We start from the raw sequence: 26,316 nt of genomic DNA, 5'->3' as shown, positions 1-26,316 counted from the left end.
GAGGAAAAACTCCTTAATTTTTGTAAATCATTTAAAATTTTTTGTGGGTAACGCGATCAAGCTAAACCAACGATCACGGGGCCAAGTAAGGTCAAAAATACATTTGCCAACGCATAAGTAATAGCAAATGGAACCGTTGGAATTGAATTTCCAGCTTTATCCAAGACCTCACCGAACGCAGGATTGGCACTACGCGCACCTGAAAGCGCACCCGCAAAAACTGCGACATTGTTATATTTAAGGACATAACGCCCAAATAACATGGTTAAGATCAGCGGGACAATGGTGACCACAACACCGATTAAAAATAAAGACAACCCGCTTTCCTTAATGGTTTGGATCGCTTGTAAACCAGACTGCAATCCAACCGCAGCCACAAAACCCGCCAAACCTAAATCGCGAAGAAGCTGAGAAGCTGCAAGTGGCATATTGCCATGTAACTCATTTCGACTACGTAACCACCCAAACACCAAACCTGAAAGTAATGCACCGCCACCTGCACCAAGCGTTAATGGAATACCTCCAACACGAACCACGATTAATCCAATGATTAGACCCACCGCGATACCTGCTCCGTGGAAAACCCAATCTGTTTTCAGGCTTTCTGGTAATGCTTGACCACCTTCTTTAATGACACGCGCAAGGTCACTTTGGGTACCATAGACCGTGACAATATCACCGCGCTGAAAAACCACATCATCCGTCAGGGCGATTTTTTCACCATTACGTTTAATCGAAATAATATAAATGCCATGTTTTAGATATGGCGGGGTATTGGCTTTTAGATCTGCAAGGGTACGATTGATATACTTGGAATGCTTTAAAATCACATCCGTGGTATCCATCACCATTTCCATTCCAGTTGAGGATTGAAGTTCTGAACCAATCTGAGCTGACATCGCGACTACCGCAGGACGACGACCCACCACAAGAACCACATCATCAGCCTGAAGTATGGTGTCTGCACTCGCATCGATCAGTTGATCTTTACGTTTGAGTTTTTCAATCGTAATGCTGCCTGCCTCTGCTTCCAAAGACCCGATCGATTTTCCTGCGGCTTGTTGGACTTTATAGATCCGCCCTACAATCTCAGGCATTGCCATTTCCTGACCTGGTGCTAATTCAATCGCACCTTTGAGCAGTTCAGATTGTGCTTTGATCGCATCATCCCGAATCTCACGACCCATGAACTTCGGCAAGATATTCGAACAAACAATAATCGCACCTAATGAGCCAAAGATATAAGTGACGGCATAACCAATCGCGACATTGGCCTGTAACCTTGAGATTTCATCGACAGGTAAATCTAGCCGAGATAATGCATCGCCTGCTGTACCAATAATCGCAGACTGAGTCATACCACCTGCCGCAAGACCTGCCGCAAGACCTTTATCTAGATGGAAAATTTTTGCCATGATCAGGACGGTAATCAATCCGCAGATGGCCATGAATCCTGCCAGTAATATTTCCTTGATAGATTCCAAACCGAGTGACTTGAAAAATTGCGGGCCACTTTCAAAACCCACGGCATAGATAAATAATGCAAACAGAATTGATTTGACACCATTATCCACAGACACACCAATCAGGCTCAATACCACTGCAACCAATAAAGAGCCTGCTACGCCACCGAGCTGGAATTTTCCCATCTGGAATTTACCAATCCAGAATCCTATAGCGAGAGATAGGAATAAGAGTATCTCTGGACTATGTTTTAATACGCTTTGTAGCCATTCCATTATTTTAACCTCTCACTTTCTTTATTATTAAGTTTAAGAGCTGTTGATTTTGTATTTAAAGCATCCCAATCTTGATTGGGATGCTTTTATCATGAGAGAAATAAAGATTTGAATTTAACCTGTTAAATCGGTGTTTTATTTATAGGTGGTCGATAAAAAAAAAGATCAACTATTATATTTTTAATTAATTGCAACCTGAATACAGCTTATCCCTAGACAATAATATTAAGCTCTACGTCAATATTACCGCGGGTTGCATTGGAATATGGACAGACGATATGCGCCGCATCGACCAATTTTTTTGCCTCTGCTTGATCCATGCCTTCCAAATGAATATTCAGTTTCGCCTCAATACCAAAACCTGTAGGAATCGGGCCAATACCCACTTCACCTTCGATATAGGCATCGGCAGGAATTTTTATTTTATCCCGATTGGCTACGAACTTCATTGCGCCTAAAAAGCAAGCTGAATAGCCGCCAGCAAAAAGTTGTTCTGGATTGGTCACTGCACCACCTGCACCACCCATTTCTTTGGGTACACCCAGTTTTACATTTAAAACACCGTCTGAAGAAACCACTTGACCATCTCGGCCGCCTGTTGCTTTTGCTTGAGCACGATAGACTACTTTTTCAAGCGACATAATTTTTCCTCTAATATCGTTATAAATCTAATATCTTCATAAACTACTCATCTACTCTAAAACGAAAAGATGCTATTTTTTTTAATTTATGTTGTCGAAATACGACCTTATTGTAAAATTAAGTTTTTAAAAGTAAAAAAAATGATTTTTGGGGATTTATTAAAATGCCATAACAGATGCAAAAAAATAATAGCATGATGATTTTCATGAATAATTGATTATAAAGTTAAAATCTGAAACTAAATTTAGAATAACTAAAATAAATTAAAATATTTAAAGCACATCTTCACATTATTTTATTTATATTCAAGTTACATTTGGATTCCAACTTTATTTAGTCAACAAGATACGCCATGATTTCCTTGCTTTTTTCATGTCAATTCAGCATGCTTATTTACAAAATATAAGATCAGATACTTAGGCTATTTATGTCTTACTCACATCATGCTGAACCGCATTTTATTCAACGTACGGGCTGGCTTCGTGCCGCTGTATTAGGTGCAAATGATGGCATTATTTCCGTAACCAGTTTGGTCATGGGCATGGCCGCCAGTGGGGCAAGTTCGCACACTTTGTTTATTGCATGTTTGGCGGGTTTGATTTCAGGGGCAACCTCGATGGCTGCGGGAGAATATGTGTCAGTTCAGTCGCAAAAAGATATTGAACATGCGGATCTAAAGTTTGAAGCCCATTTACTAGAAAAACATCCTCATTTAGAGCTTGAGGAGCTGACTAAAATTTATATTGATCGTGGTTTATCCCCCGAGCTTGCAAAAGAAGTCGCCATTCAACTCACTGAAAAAGATGCGCTCGAAGCACATGCTCGTGATGAAATTGGGATCATCGAACAAACTGCCGCACGTCCAATTCAAGCGGCATTATCCTCTGCCCTGTCTTTTTCACTCGGTGCATTATTTCCAATGTTTGCGATTTTATTGAGCCCAAGTGCTTATACCGCCAAAGTCGTCTTGGGGGTTGGCATTTTCTCTTTAATGTTATTAGGTGCATTGTCGAGCTATTTTGCGGGCACTTCATTATGGAAAGGCAGCTTGAGAATTACGGTTTGGGGAATTTTAGCCATGGCTTTTTCGAGCTGGATCGGCTCGCTATTTCATGTCAGTCCAATGTAAAGTTGATTCACATTTAAAGGTTATGGAGTAATAAACCATGTCAGGCATTCAATTTTGGTTTGATTTTGCAAGCACTTATTCATATCCAGCCGCCATGCAAATTCGCCAATTAAAAGATGAGTATCAATTTAGTCTGCACCCTTTTTTATTAGGTACTATTTTTCAAAAACAAGGACTCAATGATTCACCTTTTAACGTCTATCCTGTTAAAGGACAATATATGTGGCGTGATATGCAAAGGATTTGTGAAAAATTAAAGATTGAATTGAACCGTCCTGAAATTTTTCCACAAAATGGACTTTTGGCTGCGCGAATTAGCTGTCAATATGCTCAGTCAGATTGGATTTTTGATTTTATCTGTGAGGTTTATCAAGCTAATTTTGTACATGGCAAAGACATTAGCCAAATTAAAACCATTGAAAATATATTAGAAAATATGCAGTTAGATAGTCAAATGATTCTTGATACTGCCACGACAGCACAAGCCAGACAAGCTTTAAAACAAAATGGCATTCAAGCTGAACAGCTTAATATTTTTGGTTCACCTTCATTTATAGTAAATGGTGAGCTGTTTTGGGGAAATGATCGCTTAAAAGATGCTTTGGACTGGTCAAAACGTACTGGGTAAATTACAGGTTTTTTTCATTCATATAACGCCAATAGCGTTTCGGCACATATTGAATATGCAGTTTGATGTTGTTACGCGCATCGATATTGACGCTTTTAAAATAATCTTTCCAAAGCTGGTCGTATAAGGCTTCGTTTTCATCTAGTTCTAAACTAAAATCCTGACTAAAGCCATTTTCAATATTTTTATCCAGTGTCGAGGCATCCAGTTCGACCTGATGAATCTGATCTAAATCATAATAAATACCGAAATGGCGTTTTTCATCATAAATCAGCCATTTTTGATCCTGATAACGTGCTTTAAAATGTTTTTCAATCAGCGGCAGCACATTAAAATCTGGACGTACCAGACTGATAAATAAGCCTTCTTGTGTTTTCTTAAATCTTACAAAAGCTTCCATACGGTGCTTTTCACGACCCACTTGTTTGGTCCATTGTGATACGCCAAGCACATCGGCATGACCATAATTTTTTTCAATTGAAAATGGATTTTGAAATACATAAATGGCGAAATTAAACAAATGCTGAAAGGCAATTAATTGTTCAGATAAAAACGTATAATGAAAACGCTTTATCCCTTCTGAAGAAAGTTTCTGAGTCAAACCCTTCCAAACACGCTGTGCTTGCTGCTCATGACTTGCAACTACAACACTTTCAGCAAACAGTGAATCCTGCACCTGATGCTCTAATGCCAATTGCACTTCAAATTGCTTAAATTGAAATGCTCTGAAAATACAGCTTAATAGTCCAGTCAGACTGCCATCGAACTGATAAATGATCATTTTAGAATTATCGTATTTACCATCGTATTAAAAACCAAAACCGAGTTGCGGTGAAATCTGTTTGGTATATTTGGACTGCCCTGATTGTAAAATTTGCTGGCGTACTTGATGCGGTTGTAAATCACGTTGAAACTGTGGAGTATCCACGCAACGAATAAAATGCTGTGCACGGCTATACGCCACCCCCATACGTTTCAACTGATCAATTCGCAAAGCCCCAAAACGACGTGCCTGTACAATTTTTTGGGCTGATTTCACCCCAATTCCCGGAATGCGCAAAATCATTTTGTAATCAGCTCGGTTTAGATCAACAGGAAATTGTTCTGGATTACGCAGCGCCCAACTCAGTTTTGGGTCGATATCCAGATCTAGATTGGGATGTTGCGGATTGACAATTTCATCGGCAGCAAAGCCATAAAAACGCATCAGCCAATCAGACTGATAGAGTCGATTTTCGCGTAGCAATGGTGGTGCTGATCCAATTGCAGGCAAAGCTTTTTCTTGTTCATTGATTGGAATGTAACCTGAATAATAAACGCGTTTCAGTTTAAATTCCTTATAATGCTGATCCGCCATCATCATCACATCATAATCAGTTTCACTGGCTGCTCCCACCACCATTTGTGTGGTTTGCCCTGCTGGCACAAATTTAGGGACAGTTCGAATCAGTTTTCGTTCATCCTTAAACTGAATTAAGCGATCACGTACAATGCCTAAATCCTTTTGTACTTCAGCATGTGTTTTTTCAGGTGCAAAACGTTTTAATCCTGCTTCTGTCGGCATTTCCAGATTAATACTCATGCGGTCAGCATAGAGTCCAGCTTCAGTGATCAGTTCTGGTGAAGCACCTGGAATAGTTTTGAGATGAATATAACCATTAAAATTTTCTTCTAAACGCAGCTTCTTCACTACCTGTAACATACGCTCCATGGTATGGTCGGCGGATTTAAAAATACCGGAACTTAAAAATAAGCCCTCAATATAATTACGGCGATAAAAATTAATGGTCAGATCAACCACTTCCTGCACGGTAAATGCAGCACGTTGAATGTCATTGGAACGACGTGAAACACAATAAGCGCAGTCAAAAATACAGACATTGCTAAATAAAATTTTAAGCAATGACACACAGCGACCATCTTCAGTATAAGAGTGACAAATGCCTGAGCCGGTATTGCCCAATCCCTTATCTTTATTTTTCCGATTGCTGCCACTGGATGAGCAAGATACATCATATTTGGCAGCATCGGCTAAAATCTGTAGTTTTTCGCGGATACGATCAGACATGAACATCCACCTTATAATTCACATTCGTTTATTATAAAAAATCAACGCTGATCAGGGGATTTGTATTCATTTTAAACGACATGAGATGTCGCTTAAAATGTAACGGATAAGTCTTAATCATTCAATATCAAAATAATAAATGTGTCTCATGCTGCTGATGTTCAACAGTCATTTCGTGTTCATCTTTTAGATTGACACCCGAAAAATCCAGTTGTAGGGATTTTTTCATTAAAGCAATTAAGCGCTGTGTTGCAATCAATATGGGAAGTCCCGCTGGACGTACATTTGAAATGCAATTGCGCATCGCATCATGACAACCCAGATGAGCATCATAAGTATAATAGATCCCTAGACTATCGGGCGAACTGAGACCCGGACGCTCTCCAATCAGCATCACTAACATTTTAGCATTCAAAATCTGGGCGACTTCATCGCCTAATGCAACGCGACTGCCCTGTGCGATGATCAAAGGCGCAACTGACCATTTCAGTGCTTTAAACTCAGCTATTAGATGTTCAATCAAAATGGGCGCATTCTCATCGATGGCTCTTGCAGATAAACCATCTCCAATGACGATGACAACATCATATTTATTGGGATTTTGGGCTTGATAGTGTTGTAATTCCTGACGTGAATTTTCACTTAAACTTCGCCCCAAATCTGGACGTTTAAGATAAGTTTCTTTATCTACAGCACAACTCTGAATCAGCAGTAATTGATGATTTAAATGTGATAACTTTCTTTTAAATAATTCGATATCTAATGCCTGTAAAACAGCATCTTTGGCTTGCGCATGTGCCAGTTGGAACTCAAGTAATGGCTTGGTTGGCACACTACAACCTACACGTCCCAGTGCTATTCGTGCATCAGTAAAATTTTTAAGCTTGCTCCAGACATCTTCATGTAATGACTGTGGGTATTGAGTATCTTTCATCAAGTTCACGACAACCTCCATTTAAGACATCAGCAAACGTGAAAATTTTTCAGGCATTTGTTCTGCCCAGTGAATATGATGCTGCGATTGTTTGAAAATGCCTTGTTGCTCCAGCCATGCCGCAAACTCAGGTGCGGGCTCTAGCCCTAATAATTGACGTACATACAGCGCATCATGAAATGACGTGGTCTGATAATTCAACATCACATCATCTGAACCAGGAATTCCCATAATAAAATTAATTCCTGCATTACCTAATAAGGTCAGTAAAATATCCATATCGTCCTGATCAGCATCGGCATGATTGGTATAGCAAATATCACAGCCCATCGGCACACCCAATAATTTGCCACAAAAATGATCTTCCAAACCTGCTCGGATAATTTGCTTACCATTATAAAGGTATTCAGGCCCAATGAAGCCAACTACAGTATTGACCAGTAGCGGCTTAAACTTTCGGGCAACAGCATAAGCACGGGCTTCGATGGTCTGCTGATCGACCCCAAAATGGGCATTACTGGATAAAGCACTGCCCTGACCTGTTTCAAAGTACATGACATTTTGCCCCAAAGTTCCACGTTTTAAACTTAATGCCGCCTCATAACCTTCCTGTAAAACAGACAGAGAAATACCAAAGGCATCATTGGCCTGTTGCGTTCCTGCAATGGACTGAAACATTAAATCAATCGGCACACCTCGATCTGCCAGTTCAATCCCCGAAGTGACATGAGTTAAAACGCAAGACTGTGTTGGAATTTCATAGTGCTGAATCACATGATCTAGTAATTTCAACAGCTCAGATAAATTCTGTAAATTATCGGTGGCAGGGTTAATCCCAATCACCGCATCGCCATTACCATACATTAAACCATCCAGAATACTGGCCGAGATTCCAAGCAGATCATCGGTGGGATGATTCGGTTGCAATCGAGTGGATAAATGTCCTTCCAGACCGATGGTATTTCGAAATTGGGTAATGACCTGACATTTTTTCGCAACCAAAATCAAATCCTGATTACGCATAATTTTACTTACCGCAGCGACCATTTCAGGCGTGAGTCCAGTTGCCAATTCAGTCAGTTTTTCAGTGGTGGCATCCGCAGAAAGTAACCAATTTCGAAAATCACCTACGGTAAAATGCGAAATTGGATAAAACGCCAAAGCATCATGTTCATCAATAATTAAACGCGTGATTTCATCCTGTTCATAGGCTGTCACCGTTTCATTCAAAAAATGTTTGAGCGGCAGATCAGCTAAAGCCATTTGTGCCGCGACACGTTCCGTTGCATCCATTGCCGCTACACCAGCCAACTGATCTCCCGAGCGTTCAGGCGTTGCTTTTGCCAATAATGTTTTTAAGTCCTTAAACACATAACGCTGCTGGGCAACGATGATTTCAAATGACATGACAATTCCTCTAGCGCAAATCTTCTTCAGCCGATTTAATATTGGCAAATTCCTCTTCAGGCGTACCTGTCACTAAATGATGCCGACTATAGAACATAAAATATAAAATAAACGCCACATAAATCGCTGCTGCCATCAACCAGACTTTAGGATCCACTAAAAAGCCTGCCACGACTGCAATCGCCGATAAAATTAGTGCAATCGAAGCAGTCACAATGCCACCCGGTGCTTTATAAGGACGAGGCAAATTTGGACGTGAAATTTTGAGTTTGATATAAGACAACATCATCAACACATAAGAGAGCGTTGCACCAAAAACAGCCATTAAAATAAGTAAATCCCCCTCCCCAGATAACGATAATAAAAAGCCAATAATGCCGGGAATAATAATCGCCCAATGTGGGGTTTTATTTTTATTGGTCAGCGATAACTTTTTAGGTAAATAACCTGCACGAGACAATGCGAAGATTTGTCGTGAATAGGCATAAATAATTGAAAAGAAACTTGCAATGAGCCCAGCTAAACCTACAAAATTTACAAAACTGGCCAACCATGTATTTTTACCATAAACAGCAACCAGAGCATCCACCAAAGGCGCACCAGAGGCTTTTAATTGATCAGCACCTGCTGCACCCGCCCCTAAAAATAAAATCAGCAAGGCAAAAGCAGCTAAAATCAACATGGAACCAATCAAACCGCGTGGTAAGGATTTTGCCGGATCTTTGGCCTCTTCTGCCGCTAAAGGCACTCCTTCAACGGCCAAGAAAAACCAGATGGCATAAGGTACTGCCGCCCAGATCCCGATATAGCCCATGGGTAAGAAATTACTTGCTCCTGCATGATCTGTGACCGCAATATTAAATAAATTGGCGCTATTAAAATGTGGAATCATTGCAATAATAAAGACAAACAATGCAACACAAGCAACGGCGGTAATGACAAACATGATTTTTAGGGCTTCACCTGCGCCTTTTAAATGAATCCCCATAAAGACCAAATAACAAACTAAATAGACGATCCATCCGCCAATGCCAAATAAGGACTGGCAATATGCACCAATAAATACAGCAATCGCAGCGGGTGCAATCGCATATTCAATCAAAATTGCCGTCCCTGTCAGATAACCTCCCAGTGGCCCAAAGGCTGTACGGGCAAAACTATAACCACCTCCCGCCGTAGGTAGCATGGTTGACATTTCCGACATGGCAAGACACATACATAAATACATGATGGCGACGACCACAGTGGCAATAAACATACCTCCCCAGCCACCTTGCGCGAGACCAAAATTCCAACCCGCAAAATCCCCAGAAATGACATAAGCCACACCGAGTCCAACCAGAAGTATCCAGCCAACTGCGCCTTGTTTTAGCTGCCTTTGGGCAAAATATTCATGATGGCTTTTATGTTCATCTTGAGACGAAGCAATATCACTTGCAATGGATTTGGTTTCTGACATGAGCTTTCTCTCATTTTTCATTTTTATGAGAAGAAACAAGCATAATTCATACCAGATATTTGGAATTTAAACGTCTAAGGCATGCAAAGTAACAAAGTTCACCATTAAAATATGGGCTAGATCCACAAAATCAGAAGCAATTCATCAAGCTCATCATTTAATAAAAAAATACTGAACATGATTTGCTTCTTTTGAACAATTCAGGCTATGGTGAGTAAAACATCTGGATCATAAGAATATGTCAATATTACAGCAGCTTGGAATTAAACACCCGATTCTGTTAGCTCCGATGGCAGGTGTATCAACACCTGAACTAGCAGCCGAAGTCTCCAACAGTGGTGGCTTAGGTTCTCTGGGTTTGGGAGCAAATAATATCAGTTCGGCTAGAGAACAAATACTTAAAACCCAAGCCCTTACAGATGCGCCATTTCAAGTGAATTTCTTCTGTCATCAACCTCAAATTTTAAATGAGCAGGAAGCTCAACGCTGGATCGAGTATTTAACCCCAGAATTTGAACGTTTTCATGCACAACCGCCGCAAACCTTGCAATGTATCTACCCAAGCTTTTTGGACAATGATGACTTCTTAAATCTGGTATTGGAAACCCAACCGAAAGCGGTCAGTTTTCATTTTGGAATTCCACATCCCCATCAAATACAGGCTTTAAAACAAGCAGGAATCATCACATTGGTTTCTGCAACCAATCTGGCTGAAGCTAAAGCGATTGAGGCCGCTGGAATTGATATCATTATTGCACAAGGTATCGAGGCAGGTGGGCATCGTGGAATATTCAATGCCGATCTAGATGGTGCTGTAAAAACAGCGGATCTGGTACAACTGATTACTCAGCATTGTCATACACCTGTGATTGCGGCAGGCGGGATTATGAATGGTCATCAAGCCAAAAAAATCATCAGCTTAGGTGCACAAGCCGTTCAACTCGGCACCGCTTTTGTGCAATGTAAAACTTCAAATGCCAATGCAGCTTATCGTCAGGCACTTTTAAATCAGCCCCTTACCCAAATCACATCCAGTATTTCTGGTCGACCTGCGCGCGGTATTATTAATCACTGGCATACTCAAATTGACCATCCACAACGCCCAACTGTAGCGGCTTACCCTTATGCTTATGATCTGGCTAAACAACTACATGCTATCGCAACTCAGGCAGGTGATCACGGCTATGGTGCGTTTTGGGCAGGCAGTAATGTCGCACAAATTCGTGAGATGGAAGCACGAGATTTAATCAATCAATTGATTTTAGAAATGAGTGAATAAGCTTAATCTCTCAGATTTCTTTTATAAATCTTTTTTATTTCTCACTTCAGGAGAAAAAAAGAGGAGCTAAACAGTGATGAAACAAAAGCGATAAAAACTTCTATTTAGCATCTCACAAGGATGCATGCTTTTCTACCAGCATATAGACCAAATCAAGCTCAGGGCACTCATAACCCAATCCCGTTAAGGCTGCGGTAATCTGCCCTCGATGGTGAGTCGCATGGTTAAAAATATGCAATAAAGTCGCTGCATAAGGTAAACACTTGGTTTCACCACTTGCCGTTTGATAACTGAACTGACTGTTCAATTTTTCTTGATCTAACTGCTCAAGAAAAGCGATCCAGTTTTTAGCTCTTGACTCTAATTCTATAAATAATTGCACAGGATTCTGTTCAACAATAGCATTTAGTGCCATTTTGGGAGAAATAGACTGAGCAAACCGCACATACCAAAGTAAATGTTCACCGACCAAAAGATGATTCAATGTTCCCAAAATGCTGCCAAAAAATAAACCGACATCACGATGCAGTTCATCATCAGATAATAGTTTCAAGCTATTCAATAATCGCTGCGTTGCCCAGACATTATATTCAGCTAAAAGCAGTAGACTTTCCTTACTGATTTTATAAATATCCGTCATGGCTGCTTATTCTTAATTGATCGCCAATAAATCGACCTGTTCAATCTGGACATCACTCATGATATGTCCTTGATCCAATAATTGATTAAAATAAGCTTCCACGACTTGAGCCTGTTGATGGGTCGTTTCAACTTGATACATGTTTTGCCGAAACTCATTACTTGAGCGTAAGCCTTTGGTGTACCAAGCAATATGTTTACGTGCGATGCGACAGCCTGAATATTCACCATAAAACTGATACAGCTCATCCAGATGCCCCAGTAACACCTGTTTTACTTCAGCGATACTGGGTGCAGCCAAATGTTCACCAGTTTTCAAATAATAGGCAATTTCCCGAAAAATCCACGGACGACCCTGCGCTGCACGCCCAATCATGATCGCATCAGCACCCGTATAATCCAGCACGAATTTAGCCTTTTCTGGACCATCAATATCGCCATTGGCAATTACAGGAATATTTAGAAGTTGCTTTACTTCCTTAATCAAATCATAACGCGCAGTATTTAAATACATATCTTCACGAGTTCGACCATGTAAGGCCAATGCTGCAATGCCTGCTTGTTCGGCACGTTGCGCAACTCGTAGGATATTTTCATGACCATTTAAAAAACCTAGTCGAGTTTTTAAGGTCACAGGAACATCCACTGCGGCAACCACGCTATCTAAAATACGTGCCACCAGATCTTCATCCTGCAACAAGGCTGAGCCTGCCAGCTTATTGCAGACTTTTTTAGCAGGACAACCCATATTAATGTCAACGATTTGGGCACCATTTGCGACTTGATAACGTGCCGCTTCAGCCAGTTGCTCAGGGTCAGAACCTGCAATTTGTGCAGAAATAGGCGCAAGCTCACCATCAAAATTAGCACGATATAAACTTTTTTTCGTCATGCGCAACGTTTTATCGGCGGTCATCATTTCACTGACCGCATGCCCTGCTCCAAAATATTTGCATAGCGAACGAAATGGACGGTCAGTGACTCCGGCCATTGGGGCAACGATTAAATTATTTGACAGTTGATAGGAACCAATATACATAATATTCATGCTTTTTTTGATCAACATAGTATACTGCATCTGTCTTTTTTGCTCATCTTTTTATCAAGGTGCCCTGCTTGCATGAATAGCCCAATTAAATCTGGTTTTTATTTAAAATCATTGAGCACAATTACGTTGAGTCTTGCATTAGTTGGATGCGGTGATGGTAATTGGTGGTCTCAAAAAGATGAGCCAGAATTTAAAGCAGAACAGATTAAACGTGTGATTCCGACACGCGTGAATGGTCGTGAATCTTGGGCCAATGATATTGACGACATTATGCAAAAATTAGGCATTCCAAAAACCAAAGAAAATGTATGCAGTATTGTCGCCGTGGTCGATCAGGAATCTAATTTTGTGGCTGATCCCGTGGTACCTGGCTTGGGTGCGAAAGCGGTTAAAGAAGTTAATACACGTTTAAATGAGAAATTTGAAGAAAAGCTAGGGACTACGATTGGTGGTCAAGTTGCGGGTTATTTTGAGGACGTACTCAAAAACCAACCCTCTCCAGATAATAATTATATGAGCCAAATGCGTAAAGTCCGTACAGAACGCGATCTGGATTTACTTTATCGCCAGATTTTTGATTTTATGGCGAGTCATTACCATGTCAGTGCCCTAACAGGTGCAGCCAAACTGGTAGGTCAGGATATTGGCGAAAAAATGAATCCGATTACTACACTGGGTTCTATGCAAGTGCTGATTACTTATGCTCAGGATCATAAGCGTTCACGCATGAATACCAATGAATTACGTGACGATTTATATACACAATATGGCGGCTTATATTATGGAATACATCGTTTAATGATGTACCCTGCCGATTATAATAAATCAATTTATCGATTTGCTGATTATAATTCAGGCATGTATTCAAGTCGTAACGCAGCTTTTCAAAGTATGCTCAATGATTTAACACCGAAAGAACTGGATCTGGATGGTGATTTGTTGCTTTATAATAAAGATGGCAGTCCTCGTGCAGTCCTTAGCCAATCTGAGAAAGAATTGATTTCTGTCTTTGCGCAAAATAATGTACTGGTGACACCGCGTCAAATTCGTTCAGACCTAAAAAAAGAGAAAGAGAAATCTTTTGAAGATACTCAGACCTATATTGCAGTGAAAAAACTATACAAAACAAAGACAGGCAAAGAACCTATTTATGCCATCATGCCACAAGTCATTATTTCTGGGCCTAAATTAAGCCGAGATTACAATACCAACTGGTTTGCCTCCCGCGTCAATGGAAGATATGAAACATGTATGCAACGAGCGAAAAGAATAAGACTATAAATCTCGCCCTGTTTGATTTTGACGGAACACTCTGTACGAAAGATAGTTTCACTGGCTTTATTTTTTATACTTTGTCTAAAAGACATATCATGCGTAAAGGCCTGAAAATTCTTCCATGGATTCAGGCTTATTATTTAAAACTTTATTCCGCTGATGCTATGCGCGCCAAGCTTTTTAGTACGATGTTTAAAGGAAATTCAGCAAAACAACTACAACAACTGGGTCAAGAATACGCGCAAACTTTAGTGAAAAATCTGGACACTCAGCTATTTCAACGCCTATTACAACATCAGGCGCAAGGCGATAAAGTGGTACTGGTTTCTGCTTCAATCGATTTGTATTTGAAACCAGTGTGTGAAATCCTCAATATCGATCTGATCTGTACACAAGTCGAAATCCATAATGGATTCATTACAGGTCAATATTCCACACCCGACTGTAGTTCTGAGCAGAAAAAGATTCGAGTTCATGAGGCTTATCATCTCAATGATTACGCGCATGTTTATGCGTATGGCAATAGCTATGAAGATTTACAGATGTTTAGTCTGGCAGATAGCTGCTATATGGTCGGAGAAGATCAACAGTTACCTCGATTAGCAGATGTAAAAAAACTCGCCTAAGCGAGTTGTTTTATTTTTAAAATTTAGTAAATCGCCATGTGGTTACGATGGATCATTTCCAGTGAACGCGCTTCACCTAGCACTTGATAGACTTTGTCCGAAGCCAATCCTTTAATAATATCAGCAGATTGTGAGCTAAAATTGACTCGCCCGACGGCAATACGTTTACCCGATTTGTCTACACATTCCACCACATCACCACGATCAAAATGTCCTTCGACCGCTTTCACACCCACAGGTAATAAACTGCGATGACGTTCCTTAATCGCCTCCACAGCACCATCATCAATAATTAAACGACCTGCGGTTTGTAAATGTGCTGCCAACCATTGCTGATGCGCGGTCATACGGTCTTTATCGGTACTAAATAAAGTTCCGAGCATTTCACCTGCCATCAAACGTGATAAAACACGATCGCTTTCACCACTGGCGATCAGCGTTGGACAGCCTGATTTAGCAGCAAGACGTGCTGCACGGACTTTAGTGACCATTCCGCCACGACCAAGCACTCCACCACCGCCTGCCATTTCAAACAAACTGTCATCTAAAGCACGGACTTCAGTTAGGAGCTTGGCATCTGGATTACTGCGTGGATCGGAATCAAACATGCCTTGTTGATCGGTCAGAATAATTAATAAATCTGCATGCACTTGCCCTGCCACCATGGCTGCCAAGGTATCGTTATCACCAAAACGAATTTCATCGGTGGATACCGTATCATTTTCATTAATGACAGGAATCACACGCCAGTCAATCAGATTTTGCAGAGCATCACAAGAGTTCAAGTAACGACGACGATCCGCCAGATCATCATGTGTCAAAAGCACTTGTGCAGTCTGAATATGATGCTTTTCAAGTACACTTGACCAAGTGTGGATCAAGCCCATTTGACCAATAGCCGCACAGGCTTGCAGGCTGGGTAGATCGGTGGGTCGGCTGGTCAGTTTCATGCGTACCATCCCTTCAGCTACAGCACCAGACGAAACCAAAATAATTTCGTGTCCAGCAGTGTGTAGATCAGCAATTTGCATTGCCCAATGCGAGATTGCATCTAAATCTAAACCTTGCCCGTTTGCTGTGAGTAGCGATGATCCGATTTTAACAACGATTCGTTTACACGCATTGAGCTGACGTTGCCCATCCACCACTTCTATCATGTTTTCCTCAAATTATTTCCCCCTTGCGAAGCAGAGACGAGTGCTTCGCAGGGAGAATTAAAGGTTTTTTAAAAAGCCAAATTGCGAACTCTAGTCACGTACATAAATACTTTCGACATCGTTATCATCATCTTCGTCATCGAAGTCATCATCGTCTTCACCAGCCAGTAAACCTTCCAGACGTTGTGCGCGGCGCATAGCACGATATGCTTCTTTGGCTGCGATGGTTTGTTCACGTGTTTCAGCTTCAAGCTGTTCACGGAATGCTTTCACTTCTGCTGCGTATTCTGGATCTTCAACTTCGCGTTCGCGTTGTTGTTCAATCTGATCCATGAGGTAATACACCACAGGTTTAGTGCCTTCCTCTAACAAACCAGAAGTCTTAAACACTGGTCCTGTCCATTGCAATTCATCAATGATGTGTTGACACCATTCATCACGGCTATCTTCATCCAACTGATCCAGTTTGTTTAAAACCAATACAATCGGCAGTTTTGCCAAGGTCGGAGAGAATTTTTCCAGTTCCGCCACAATAGCTCTAGCATTATGCGCAGGATCTGAACCATCAATCGGTTGCACATCCACGATATGTAATAAAATACGAGTCCGCGCCAAATGTTTCAGGAAGCGAATTCCGAGCCCTGCACCTTCTGCTGCACCTTCAATCAACCCTGGAATATCTGCCATGACAAACGAACGATGACGATCGGCATCGACCACACCCAGATTTGGCACCATCGTGGTAAACGGATAATCCGCAACTTTCGGTTTCGCCGCACTGACTGCACGGATAAAAGTAGATTTACCTGCATTTGGCATACCGAGCAAACCAACATCTGCTAATACTTTGAGCTCTAAACGAATTTCACGAAATTCGCCTTTGACGCCAGTAGTAAATTTACGCGGTGCACGGTTGGTTGATGATTTAAAATGAGTATTTCCCAAACCACCATCGCCACCATGAGCAACTAAAACACGCTGACCGTCTTTGACTAAATCGCCAATAATATCGCCTGAGTCAGTATCAACAATGGTTGTTCCCACAGGAACTTTTAAAATAACATCTTCACCGCCACGACCTGAGCAGTTCGCACCTGAACCATTTTTTCCACGTTCTGCACGGAATTTACGCGTATAACGATAGTCCACCAGTGTACTGGTATCGTCATCCGCTTGGATATACACGCTACCACCACGACCACCGTCGCCGCCATCTGGTCCACCAAACGGTACAAATTTTTCACGGCGAAAACTGGCTACGCCATTGCCACCGTCGCCAGCCTCTACGGTAATGACTGCTTCATCAACAAAGCGCATGTGCCAATCCTCTGAAATCTCTAAAAACCGCCTATTCTGCCATATTTTAATAGATTTCTCGAATAGAAAAATCAACAAACTGATTTTTTTGGTTTATTACTCATTTGTTATAAAGTCAACATCGGACCAGTAGCATTGTACTAATGCTAATTTTCCTTTTTTTTCAACATTAAGCCCAGCATATTTCTTAGGTTGATTAAAATTGAATTTAATTTTGGCAAAGCTTTCCCTCGCTTTGGACGTGGATAAATCAAAGTAAAGTGTTTGATTCATTTGCTTCGCAATATTTCCATATGAAAACTCAATTTTCTGAATTGGAACACCTTCATATTCAACATTTTTTAAAAAGAATATATTGCTTACGTAAGCTTGTTCCTCTACAAATTTATTTTTAATGACATGTGTTTTAAGCACTTTATCAATGTCTGGAAATTCATATAAATCATAACCATCCCGAATGGTACAATCTTTTTCATAGCGATCTTGCATAACTTGCTTGAGATCATACACTACTGCTTTTGCATAACTAGGAACAACAAAAAAGCCGAGTAACAAAGTCCAAAAAAATAATTTCATTCTTATTAACTCACTTTAATTATATTGAATAATCAATAGCATACAACTTTAAGAACAACCAAAAACTTCTCTATTCACAATAAAATTTTATGGTCTTATATTTTTCAAAGGTAACTGCATCTGCATATCCAGATTCGCCTGAGTCGTTTGTACGGAGTTATACATAATGGCATTAAAAGTCGCAATCTTACGCAGGGTCATTGGATCATTAATATTCAAAGTCGGTTTGAACTGATGTTGTACATTTAAATGTACTGGTTCATTAAACTCAAAATAGACAGGTCCACTAAATGAAATTTTGACAGGCAAGGTATAACTGCGTTTGAGCTGGAAAGGGACATCCAGTTGAATCGGAATATCTAACTTTAAAGGAAACTTGGGTAATAATTTATTTTGATAGATCAGATCTGTTGTGGTTTCAAGCGGCATCGTTTCATCAACTTTCAGCATCGTAGAATAATCGATATTCACAGTAATCGGGGTTTCTACTTCAAAGCTTAAATCAGCCAAATACTTGCCACGTAGCGGTAAATCTAACTGTCGATTGATATCAATCGTCGTATCTAGTTTACCTACCGATCGAGTTTGCAGATAATTTCCGACATGGATTTTAGTCGGGAGTGATTCTGGTAAATGAATCTGGGCATGATGAGAAGAGACTGAAACAGAGGCCTGGATATTCAAATACGACCAGAAGAGAACCGCAACCAACATCACGATACTGATAAAAATCAACAAAGTCCGTTTAACAGAAGCAAAAATCCACATCGATTACCGTTCCTTATGCTGTACAGCAACAGAATCCTTATTCTGTGGCGCAGGCTGTAAATCACCAGCCTTTTGAATCCGGATACTCGATAATGGAATTTTTAACTCGCCCTGTCTAATTTTAATCGGCAAAGTATTTTGCACATCTACCGAAGCAGCTAAAGCTGTTTCAATCGGAACATTCAAATGTCCATTAATTGGAATATTGGTTTTAAGCGTCGTATCTAGTGGAATATTTAAATTTTCTTTTAACACTGTGCGTACAGGCGCATCAAACTTAAGATGCACACTTTGTTCAAGCGGAACTTGTATATCAATCGGCACATCCAGTTTGATTGGAATCGTTCCCTTCAAGGGTAAAGTAATGTCTTTACCCAAAACTTTGACCTGAACTTTAGTGTCAATGGGTAAATCCTGATTCACTTTTAAGGTTTCTTTGACTGGAATCGAAGTTTTAATTGGAACTTGGTTATCGAAATAAACACGTGGAGTCAATGTCTGAGTTAAAGGAATAATTAGATCTTCACGAATGGGAATAGAGGCATTGACTCTCCCCGTCACATCCACATCCAAAGCATCCTGAATTTTAACTTTGGCCTGTAAAGGTTCTTGTAAATCAATATCAACAGCTTGATTTTTCAATGGGATATAAATATTAAAGTTTTTAAATACCCATATAGCAATAGCAACACCAATCAGAGCTGCCAATACAATAAATGCCAATGCACCCAACGCTTGTCTGAATTGCAACGATCTATCCTTAATTTGTTTTTTTCCTTCGTGAATAGTGTTCACATAATTTGTAAAATATTCAGCTTTGGTTTTGTATCTTATGTAAAAAAGCTCAGTCGAAACTGAGCTTTTGGAAATCTTGATCAGAAAAATGCTTAAGCATCGGTTCCAGCAGGAACTTTTGGATAGCTTACACCGCACATTTGCTCAGCGATACGCAATACCTGACAGCTATAACCAACTTCATTGTCATACCAAACATAAGCAGTTAAACGGTTACCCGAAGTAATCGTTGCCTGAGCATCAAAGACACCCGCAGTACGTGAACCAATAAAGTCACTTGAAACCACTTCAGTTGAATTGGTATAACCAATTTGACCTTGCAGATTCGAGTTAATTGAAATCTGACGAATATATTCATTCACTTCGTCACGATCTACTTCTTTATCTAAAGTCAAATTCAAGATCGCAAGTGAAACGTTTGGTGTTGGTACACGAACCGAGTTACCTGTTAATTTACCTTTAAGCTGTGGCAATGCTTTCGCAACCGCTTTCGCTGCACCAGTTTCAGTAATGACCATGTTCAAAGTTGCTGCACGACCACGACGATCCGCTTTATGATAGTTATCAATCAAGTTTTGGTCATTGGTAAATGAATGAACAGTTTCAACGTGACCATTTAACACGTGATATTTCTCATCCAATACTTTTAGGATTGGTGTAATTGCATTGGTAGTACAGCTTGCAGCAGAGATGATCTTGTCTTCATCCAAGATATCTGCGTTATTTACACCGTATACGACGTTTTTCATTTCGCCTTTACTTGGTGCAGTCAACACGACACGTGCAATACCCGCACATTTCAAGTGTTGGCTTAGACCTTCAGCATCGCGCCATTTACCCGTATTATCAATCAAAAGCGCATTGTTAATACCATACTGGGTATAATCCACTTCACTTGGACTAGATGCATAGATGACTTTGATGTAGTTACCGTTTGCGATGATCGCTTCGTTTTCTTCATCAACAGCAATGGTTCCTGCGAAAGTACCGTGAATTGAGTCACGACGTAACAAAGACGCACGTTTTGCCAAATCACCATCAGAAGATTTACGCACCACAATTGCTTTAAGGCTTAAACCGCGACCCAAGCCAGATTGACTGATGATTAAACGCGCCAAGATACGACCGATACGACCAAAACCGTACAACACGACATCTTTAGGTTGTTCAGAAGTTGCATTACCTTTAATTGACTCAACAGCTTGAGCAACAAAAGCATCGATATCGCCGCCTTTTTCTTTATATTCAACAGCAAGCTTACCGATATCCACTTCAGCAGAACCGATATTCTCAACTTTAGCTAATGCTTCTAAAATTGGGAAAGTATTAACAACAGAAAGCTCAACATCAACCACGCGAGTACGACGATGCGTTTTTAAAATCTGAATCACAGAGCGGTTAATTAAAGAACGACCGTAAACAGAAACGACAATATTTTTTTCACGGTATAACTGACCGATTAACGCGATCATATGTTCCGCAATTTCTTCGCGGTTTTTCCAGCGACCTTGGTGTTCCGCGTGTAGGGCGATGATAGTGTCTTTGCTCACAAATACGTCCTCTAATGAATAATTTTAGGCGTGAATTTCAAAACCCCATAATTGTAAAGGAATTATCATCAAGATTGAATCAAAAGCTGTGAATGTCGATGATATTTTCAGTGATATTCACTATAAATTTATAAAATACTTATAATTTTTTATTTTAATTTTTACATTATTTTTCTAAAAGTGAGTCAAAATTTAAATTTTCTCGTTCTTTTTTTGATCATATCAAATATTACTCAAGTCTAAAGTGTTGAAATTTGATTAAAATTATCTCAAATTTCCTCGTTTAAGCGTTTTTGATAATGCGCAACATTTCGCTCAAGTGCTCGTTTATTTTTATGTTGTTGATAAAGATGCCAACTGCCCTCAACCACCAACAATGACACCGCACACCAAATGGGAATGTAAGTGTACCATTCTTGAGGACTAATTTTTTCACCCAATGCCAAAGATGCCAATGCCAATAAAATAGGCTCTAAATAGCTCAGCAGACCAAATAAAATCATCGGTAAAAAACGGCTTGCTAAAATATAACTCCCCAAACCCACTGCGCTTAATAAACCTAGTCCAAGCACAACCAACCACATGAAAGGTTGCTGTTGTAATATCGCCAGACTTCCCGTTCCACTTTGAATAAAGTACACAGCAATAGGTAAGATAATGACAATATCCCACCAAAAACCACCGAGATTATCCGTCCCCATTTTTTTACGTAATAAAAAATAAGCCGAGTAACCAAAAGCAACTAAAGCAGTTTCCCAAGCAATAGACCCTAAACGAAAAATTTCGTGACTAACGCCTATAACCGCAAGAATTACAGCAGCAATTTGAAATTTAGACAGTTTTTCGCCATAAAATAAGCTACCGCTCAACACCAGAACCAACGGCAATAAAAAATATCCTAGTGAAACCTGTAAACCCCGTCCATTCATAGGTCCCCATAAAAATAACCAAAGCTGAACTGAAGTCAATAACGAAGATAAAATCATCAATAAAAGGAAAGCTGGATTTGCAAGCACTCGTTGATAAATGCTTTTAATATGCGGCAAATCCCCCAACAACCACATCAGCAGCGTTAAAAAAGGCAAGGTTGCCAACATGCGCCAACCAAAAGTTTGTTCACTGTCCAAACCTGTTAATAACTGGGTATAAAAATACAATACACCAAAGGTCATCGATGCGATAACCGACAATATTATGCCCTTAAACATCCTGACCTCTTATATTAACGCGCGAAAAATATCTAAAATATCAAAGGATTAAAAAATAAAAAAACCATGCATTCGCATGGCTTAATCTTATCATCATAACCATTATTTTAGAGTATGTTGAGGGCGAATAATATCATTCAAGTCATAACCTAAAGATTTTGCATAACTCAAATACTCATTCAATACATCTTCAGACAGTTCAGGCGTTCTGGATAGTACCCATAAGTATTTACGGGAAGGTTCTCCGACCAATACAGTTTGATAATTTTCATCAAGTTTAAGAATCCAATAATCTCCCCGCGCAACAGGAACCCAACGTATTGCTTCAGGCAAAAAGCTGACTTTTAATTTGGTATTAAAAGGTGGATTTTCAACAAAAGCTTCACCAACCGATTGTTTAAGCACACCATCTTTGCTGTAACAACGATTATCAACAGTCACGTTACCATTTTCATTCAAGGTGTAAGTTGCGGTAATGTCCTTGGCACATTGTTTCTCAAAATACATTGGTTTACGTGCAATTTCATACCAAACACCCAAGTATTTGTCTAACTCAACCCGCTCTACCGTTGGCAACGGCTTACTTTGCGCATAAGCAACCGTTGCAACCGCTAAACCTGTTAATACAATCCCGCCCACCGCAATTTTTGTCAGTGTCCAACTGGCTTTTGGGAGATTCTGTTTTAATGACATTTGTATTCCCCTGCTCATTGCCTGATTTAATCGGCATCGATTTATTCAAGATTACTCACATTAGCTTGTTTTATATGCAAATAATGTATAAATATGTAGCAATTTACACAGAGAATGGTGTCCAGATTTATTGCAACATCTGCGCTTTTAAACGCACGATTTCATCGCGTAACCGCGCTGCTTGCTCAAATTGCAACTCTTTCGATGCCTTGATCATTTCCTTCTCTAATTTACCAATATGCTTGGTAAAGAGTTTTGGATCAGCCAGAATATGTCGTTCGTCTGCTGAAAGTGCCTTCGCCTGATCAGAAATTTTGGCATCAATCTCGTCATCATTAAAGACTTCACCTGTATCAATTTCTTTAATTTTCTGACGTACTGCACTACGCGGCGTAATCCCATGTTCCTGATTAAATTCAATTTGCTTATTACGACGACGATCTGTTTCATCGATGGCTTTCTGCATCGAATCCGTCACACGATCTGCATATAAAATCGCTTTACCTTTCAGGTTACGTGCAGCACGACCAATGGTTTGAATCAACGAACGTTCGGAACGTAAAAAGCCTTCTTTGTCTGCATCCAAAATCGCAACCAAAGATACTTCTGGCATATCCAATCCCTCACGGAGCAAGTTAATACCCACTAGCACATCATAAACGCCTGTGCGGAGTTCATGAATAATCTTGACCCGTTCAACCGTATCGATATCAGAATGTAGATAAGCGACTTTCACCCCATATTCTTTTAAATAAGAGGTCAAATCTTCTGCCATTCGTTTGGTTAATGTCGTCACCAAAACCCGTTCATCCAGATCTTTGCGCAGATTAATTTCAGACAATACATCGTCAACTTGTGTCAACACTGGACGAATTTCAATTTCAGGATCGACTAGACCTGTCGGACGTACCACTTGCTCTACAATCTGATCTGATCGTTCCAATTCGTACTTGGCAGGTGTTGCACTGACATAAATTGTAGTCGGAACAATACGCTCCCATTCTTCAAATTTCATCGGGCGATTGTCCAGTGCACTTGGCAAACGAAAACCATAATTCACCAGATTTTCTTTGCGTGAACGGTCACCCTTATACATTGCGCCAATTTGTGGAACAGTGACATGCGATTCATCGATAATCAGTAATGCATCATCAGGCACATAATCAAATAAAGTCGGTGGTGCTTCACCCGATGGACGACCTGATAAATGACGTGAATAGTTTTCGATACCGTTGGTGTAGCCTAATTGCTGCATCATTTCCAGATCATAACGCGTGCGTTGCTCGATGCGTTGTGCTTCGATCAATTTGTCATGTCCACGGAAAAATTTAAGCTGATCCTGTAATTCAACTTTAATAGTATCGATCGCGCGGGATAAATTGTCTTTTGGCGTCACATAATGGCTTTTTGGATAAATGGTTACACGCGGCACCTGACGTAACATTTTACCTGTTAAAGGATCGAACCAGCGAATTGATTCAACTTCATCGTCGAACAACTCGATCCGGATCGCATTTTGATCGGATTCAGCAGGAAATACATCTAAAATTTCACCCCGAATACGGTAAGTACCCCGTAAAAACTCCAGTTCATTACGGGTATATTGCATTTCAACCAGACGGCGAATCAAATCATCACGATTGATACGATCACCTTCGACCACATGCAGCAACATTTTCATATAGGCTTCAGGATCACCCAAACCATAAATGGCAGATACTGATGCTACAATAATTGCATCACGACGCTCTAATAAAGCTCGTGTGGCAGAAAGTCGCATCTGATCAATATGATCATTAATCGCAGCATCTTTTTCAATAAAAGTATCTGACGAAGGCACATACGCTTCTGGTTGGTAATAATCATAATAACTGACGAAATATTCCACCGCGTTATTAGGAAAAAAAGCCTTAAACTCCCCATAAAGCTGCGCCGCTAAGGTTTTATTATGCGCCATGACAATCGTGGGGCGTTGAGTCTGAGCAATGACATTCGCCATGGTGTAGGTTTTACCCGACCCCGTAACCCCCAATAGCAACTGATTGCGATAGCCACTTTCAACACCATGCACCAGCTTTTCAATCGCTTGAGGCTGATCACCTGCGGGTTGGTAACTGGTGACTAATTCAAAGGGTTGCTTATCGCTCACTCGGCTGCTCTCTTCTTTTCAAAATTTCATTTCATTAAGCCCTTTATGGGGTAATTCACCCTCAATTTAAAGGCTTTTCCTGTAAATTTAATTTCTACATTTTGTACTTGACCCATCTGCGTTTCGTCTGCAACATGGAACACATCAGGATCAGAATTGAAACAACATGGCATACCATTATCACGACGAAAGCATCATCACAGAACTTCCTGAAGATACGGTTTTTGTCTTTGGCAGTAATATGGCTGGACAACATACACATGGTGCAGCACGTGTCGCTGCACAGCATTTTGGTGCGGTGAATCATGTTGGTCGTGGTTGGGCAGGTCAAAGCTTTGCCATTCCCACTTTAAATGAACATTTGCAGCGGATGCCATTGTCACAAATTGAACACTATATAGATGATTTTAAAATCTATGCCCAACATCATCCCAAAATGAAATATTTTATCACCGCTTTGGGTTGTGGCATTGCAGGTTATAAAGTTTCTGAAATTGCACCTTTATTTAAAGGCATTCACAACAATGTGATCTTGCCTGAGTCATTTAAACCCTATATTGATGAAAATGCCATTTCACAATTTCCAGATTTGACTTCACATACCGTACAGTCCTTTATTAACGACGATGTGATTTTTTATTTTGATCATGGTAGCGACTCTTTTGAAGAAGCCTTAGATAAAACTGATTTGAGTGATGCTGAAAAATCGATTGCACTCATTGTTTTAAATGAAGATATGTACCCGCGCGACCGTTATGGCCGTGGCCGCGAAAGTGAACTTGAAGACATTTCAAGCAAACTCAATGGCAAGATTTTTAATTTTCATGATAATCGTGAAGGCGCGATGATTTTTGTCGGGGTGATTGTCGCGTTGATGGAACTTTATGATATCGATGAACAAGACTTCATTAAGCTCTGGCGTGGTGACATCACCATTCAACATCCCATTAATCGAATAAAATCGTAAGATATTGTATTCCCTGCTCTTTTATTCCTTTATAAAAGAGCTTTATAGATTACTCTTATTCCGTCTTTTTTATCTCGGCCTTGCGAAGAAGAATAAATAAAATTGAATATGTGATGAAAGAAATCTTATGCGGACTCTTTCACAGCAAAACTATGGATACTTTTGCTCGCCTACTTCACTTAAATTGTCTATTTTTTACACCTTACTATTTCCAACTGTAACTGTTGGTTTTATACTCCATGAAAAATAAATAATTCATTGGA

The 26,316-nt window shown here is 40.2% G+C and carries 24 protein-coding genes; 6 read left to right on the top strand and 18 right to left on the bottom strand.

The genetic code is table 11. The features are described 5' to 3' along the window. Nucleotides 1-56: 56 nt before the first annotated feature. Both aspT and EGS47_RS13235 read right to left on the bottom strand, forming a co-directional pair. Nucleotides 57-1,742 carry an aspartate-alanine antiporter gene (gene aspT / locus EGS47_RS13240; protein WP_035272147.1) on the bottom strand — a complete coding sequence of 562 codons (1,686 nt, stop codon included), beginning with the start codon at nucleotides 1,740-1,742 and terminating at the stop codon, nucleotides 57-59. Between the two features lie 209 nt (nucleotides 1,743-1,951). After that, the gene (locus EGS47_RS13235; RefSeq protein ID WP_005004952.1) at nucleotides 1,952-2,380 is read right to left on the bottom strand and encodes an organic hydroperoxide resistance protein; all 429 of its coding nucleotides are present in this window, start codon (nucleotides 2,378-2,380) and stop codon (nucleotides 1,952-1,954) included. A 428-nt stretch (nucleotides 2,381-2,808) separates the two neighbouring features. Between EGS47_RS13235 and EGS47_RS13230 the strand changes: the two genes are divergently transcribed. After that, on the top strand, nucleotides 2,809-3,510 hold the full coding sequence (locus EGS47_RS13230) for a VIT1/CCC1 transporter family protein (protein WP_005004953.1): 702 nt from the start codon (nucleotides 2,809-2,811) through the stop codon (nucleotides 3,508-3,510). A 37-nt stretch (nucleotides 3,511-3,547) separates the two neighbouring features. Continuing rightward, nucleotides 3,548-4,138 (top strand): 2-hydroxychromene-2-carboxylate isomerase, encoded by a 591-nt coding sequence (locus EGS47_RS13225; RefSeq protein ID WP_005004954.1) that lies wholly within the window; start codon nucleotides 3,548-3,550, stop codon nucleotides 4,136-4,138. A 1-nt stretch (nucleotide 4,139) separates the two neighbouring features. On the opposite strand, the gene EGS47_RS13220 is transcribed toward EGS47_RS13225, so the two are convergent. From EGS47_RS13220 to eat, 5 genes are all read right to left on the bottom strand, one after another. Further along, a complete protein-coding gene (locus tag EGS47_RS13220) occupies nucleotides 4,140-4,919 on the bottom strand; it encodes a TIGR03915 family putative DNA repair protein (protein WP_125269727.1) in 780 nt (259 codons plus the stop codon). Nucleotides 4,920-4,946: 27 nt separating this feature from the next. After that, complete coding sequence (locus EGS47_RS13215; RefSeq protein ID WP_004986945.1) at nucleotides 4,947-6,206, bottom strand: putative DNA modification/repair radical SAM protein; 1,260 nt, start codon at nucleotides 6,204-6,206, stop codon at nucleotides 4,947-4,949. Nucleotides 6,207-6,333: 127 nt separating this feature from the next. Beyond that, on the bottom strand, nucleotides 6,334-7,149 hold the full coding sequence (eutC, locus tag EGS47_RS13210) for an ethanolamine ammonia-lyase subunit EutC (protein ID WP_004986947.1): 816 nt from the start codon (nucleotides 7,147-7,149) through the stop codon (nucleotides 6,334-6,336). Between the two features lie 12 nt (nucleotides 7,150-7,161). Further along, nucleotides 7,162-8,547 (bottom strand): ethanolamine ammonia-lyase subunit EutB, encoded by a 1,386-nt coding sequence (locus EGS47_RS13205; protein WP_125269726.1) that lies wholly within the window; start codon nucleotides 8,545-8,547, stop codon nucleotides 7,162-7,164. Nucleotides 8,548-8,557: 10 nt separating this feature from the next. Next, nucleotides 8,558-10,006 carry an ethanolamine permease gene (gene eat, locus EGS47_RS13200; protein WP_119686196.1) on the bottom strand — a complete coding sequence of 483 codons (1,449 nt, stop codon included), beginning with the start codon at nucleotides 10,004-10,006 and terminating at the stop codon, nucleotides 8,558-8,560. Nucleotides 10,007-10,244: 238 nt separating this feature from the next. On the opposite strand from eat, the gene EGS47_RS13195 reads away from it, so the two are divergent. Further along, nucleotides 10,245-11,285, top strand: coding sequence for an NAD(P)H-dependent flavin oxidoreductase (locus EGS47_RS13195; RefSeq protein WP_119686197.1), 1,041 nt, complete (start codon nucleotides 10,245-10,247; stop codon nucleotides 11,283-11,285). A 112-nt stretch (nucleotides 11,286-11,397) separates the two neighbouring features. On the opposite strand, the gene EGS47_RS13190 is transcribed toward EGS47_RS13195, so the two are convergent. Both EGS47_RS13190 and dusB read right to left on the bottom strand, forming a co-directional pair. Continuing rightward, complete coding sequence (locus tag EGS47_RS13190) at nucleotides 11,398-11,925, bottom strand: DinB family protein (RefSeq protein WP_119686198.1); 528 nt, start codon at nucleotides 11,923-11,925, stop codon at nucleotides 11,398-11,400. 12 nt (nucleotides 11,926-11,937) lie between these two features. Next, nucleotides 11,938-12,963 carry a tRNA dihydrouridine synthase DusB gene (dusB, locus tag EGS47_RS13185; RefSeq protein WP_119686226.1) on the bottom strand — a complete coding sequence of 342 codons (1,026 nt, stop codon included), beginning with the start codon at nucleotides 12,961-12,963 and terminating at the stop codon, nucleotides 11,938-11,940. 81 nt (nucleotides 12,964-13,044) lie between these two features. Here dusB and EGS47_RS13180 point away from each other — a divergent pair, with 81 nt between their 5' ends. Then, nucleotides 13,045-14,253, top strand: coding sequence for a DUF1615 domain-containing protein (locus EGS47_RS13180; RefSeq protein WP_119686199.1), 1,209 nt, complete (start codon nucleotides 13,045-13,047; stop codon nucleotides 14,251-14,253). Then, entirely contained in the window at nucleotides 14,220-14,873 is a 654-nt protein-coding gene (locus tag EGS47_RS13175) for an HAD family hydrolase (protein ID WP_119686200.1), read from the top strand. Before EGS47_RS13180 ends, EGS47_RS13175 begins: the two co-directional genes overlap by 34 nt. 23 nt (nucleotides 14,874-14,896) lie before the next feature. Here EGS47_RS13175 and proB read toward each other — a convergent pair whose 3' ends face one another. The 9 genes from proB to uvrB form a co-directional block, all read right to left on the bottom strand. After that, nucleotides 14,897-16,030 (bottom strand): glutamate 5-kinase, encoded by a 1,134-nt coding sequence (gene proB / locus EGS47_RS13170; protein ID WP_004986962.1) that lies wholly within the window; start codon nucleotides 16,028-16,030, stop codon nucleotides 14,897-14,899. 90 nt (nucleotides 16,031-16,120) lie between these two features. After that, on the bottom strand, nucleotides 16,121-17,347 hold the full coding sequence (cgtA, locus tag EGS47_RS13165; protein WP_044434271.1) for an Obg family GTPase CgtA: 1,227 nt from the start codon (nucleotides 17,345-17,347) through the stop codon (nucleotides 16,121-16,123). Nucleotides 17,348-17,443: 96 nt separating this feature from the next. Further along, nucleotides 17,444-17,923, bottom strand: coding sequence for a hypothetical protein (locus EGS47_RS13160; protein WP_044434273.1), 480 nt, complete (start codon nucleotides 17,921-17,923; stop codon nucleotides 17,444-17,446). 87 nt (nucleotides 17,924-18,010) lie between these two features. Next, complete coding sequence (locus EGS47_RS13155) at nucleotides 18,011-18,685, bottom strand: hypothetical protein (RefSeq protein WP_213069590.1); 675 nt, start codon at nucleotides 18,683-18,685, stop codon at nucleotides 18,011-18,013. A gap of 9 nt (nucleotides 18,686-18,694) precedes the next feature. Then, nucleotides 18,695-19,441: an MFS transporter gene (locus tag EGS47_RS13150; RefSeq protein ID WP_119686202.1), complete on the bottom strand. Its 747-nt coding sequence runs from the start codon at nucleotides 19,439-19,441 to the stop codon at nucleotides 18,695-18,697. 137 nt (nucleotides 19,442-19,578) lie between these two features. Beyond that, nucleotides 19,579-21,036 carry a glyceraldehyde-3-phosphate dehydrogenase gene (locus EGS47_RS13145; protein ID WP_119686203.1) on the bottom strand — a complete coding sequence of 486 codons (1,458 nt, stop codon included), beginning with the start codon at nucleotides 21,034-21,036 and terminating at the stop codon, nucleotides 19,579-19,581. A 269-nt stretch (nucleotides 21,037-21,305) separates the two neighbouring features. Further along, nucleotides 21,306-22,244: an EamA family transporter RarD gene (gene rarD, locus EGS47_RS13140; RefSeq protein ID WP_119686204.1), complete on the bottom strand. Its 939-nt coding sequence runs from the start codon at nucleotides 22,242-22,244 to the stop codon at nucleotides 21,306-21,308. A gap of 102 nt (nucleotides 22,245-22,346) precedes the next feature. Continuing rightward, nucleotides 22,347-22,937, bottom strand: a complete 591-nt coding sequence (locus tag EGS47_RS13135; protein WP_004986974.1) for a lipocalin family protein — start codon at nucleotides 22,935-22,937, stop codon at nucleotides 22,347-22,349. Between the two features lie 127 nt (nucleotides 22,938-23,064). After that, nucleotides 23,065-25,086 carry an excinuclease ABC subunit UvrB gene (gene uvrB, locus EGS47_RS13130; RefSeq protein WP_119686205.1) on the bottom strand — a complete coding sequence of 674 codons (2,022 nt, stop codon included), beginning with the start codon at nucleotides 25,084-25,086 and terminating at the stop codon, nucleotides 23,065-23,067. A 166-nt stretch (nucleotides 25,087-25,252) separates the two neighbouring features. On the opposite strand from uvrB, the gene EGS47_RS13125 reads away from it, so the two are divergent. After that, nucleotides 25,253-26,053 carry a hypothetical protein gene (locus EGS47_RS13125; RefSeq protein ID WP_125269725.1) on the top strand — a complete coding sequence of 267 codons (801 nt, stop codon included), beginning with the start codon at nucleotides 25,253-25,255 and terminating at the stop codon, nucleotides 26,051-26,053. Nucleotides 26,054-26,316 lie beyond the last annotated feature (263 nt).

This window comes from Acinetobacter sp. FDAARGOS_515 (assembly GCF_003938865.1).
GTDB lineage: Bacteria > Pseudomonadota > Gammaproteobacteria > Pseudomonadales > Moraxellaceae > Acinetobacter > Acinetobacter ursingii.
This window is presented reverse-complemented; position numbering and strand designations above follow the sequence as displayed.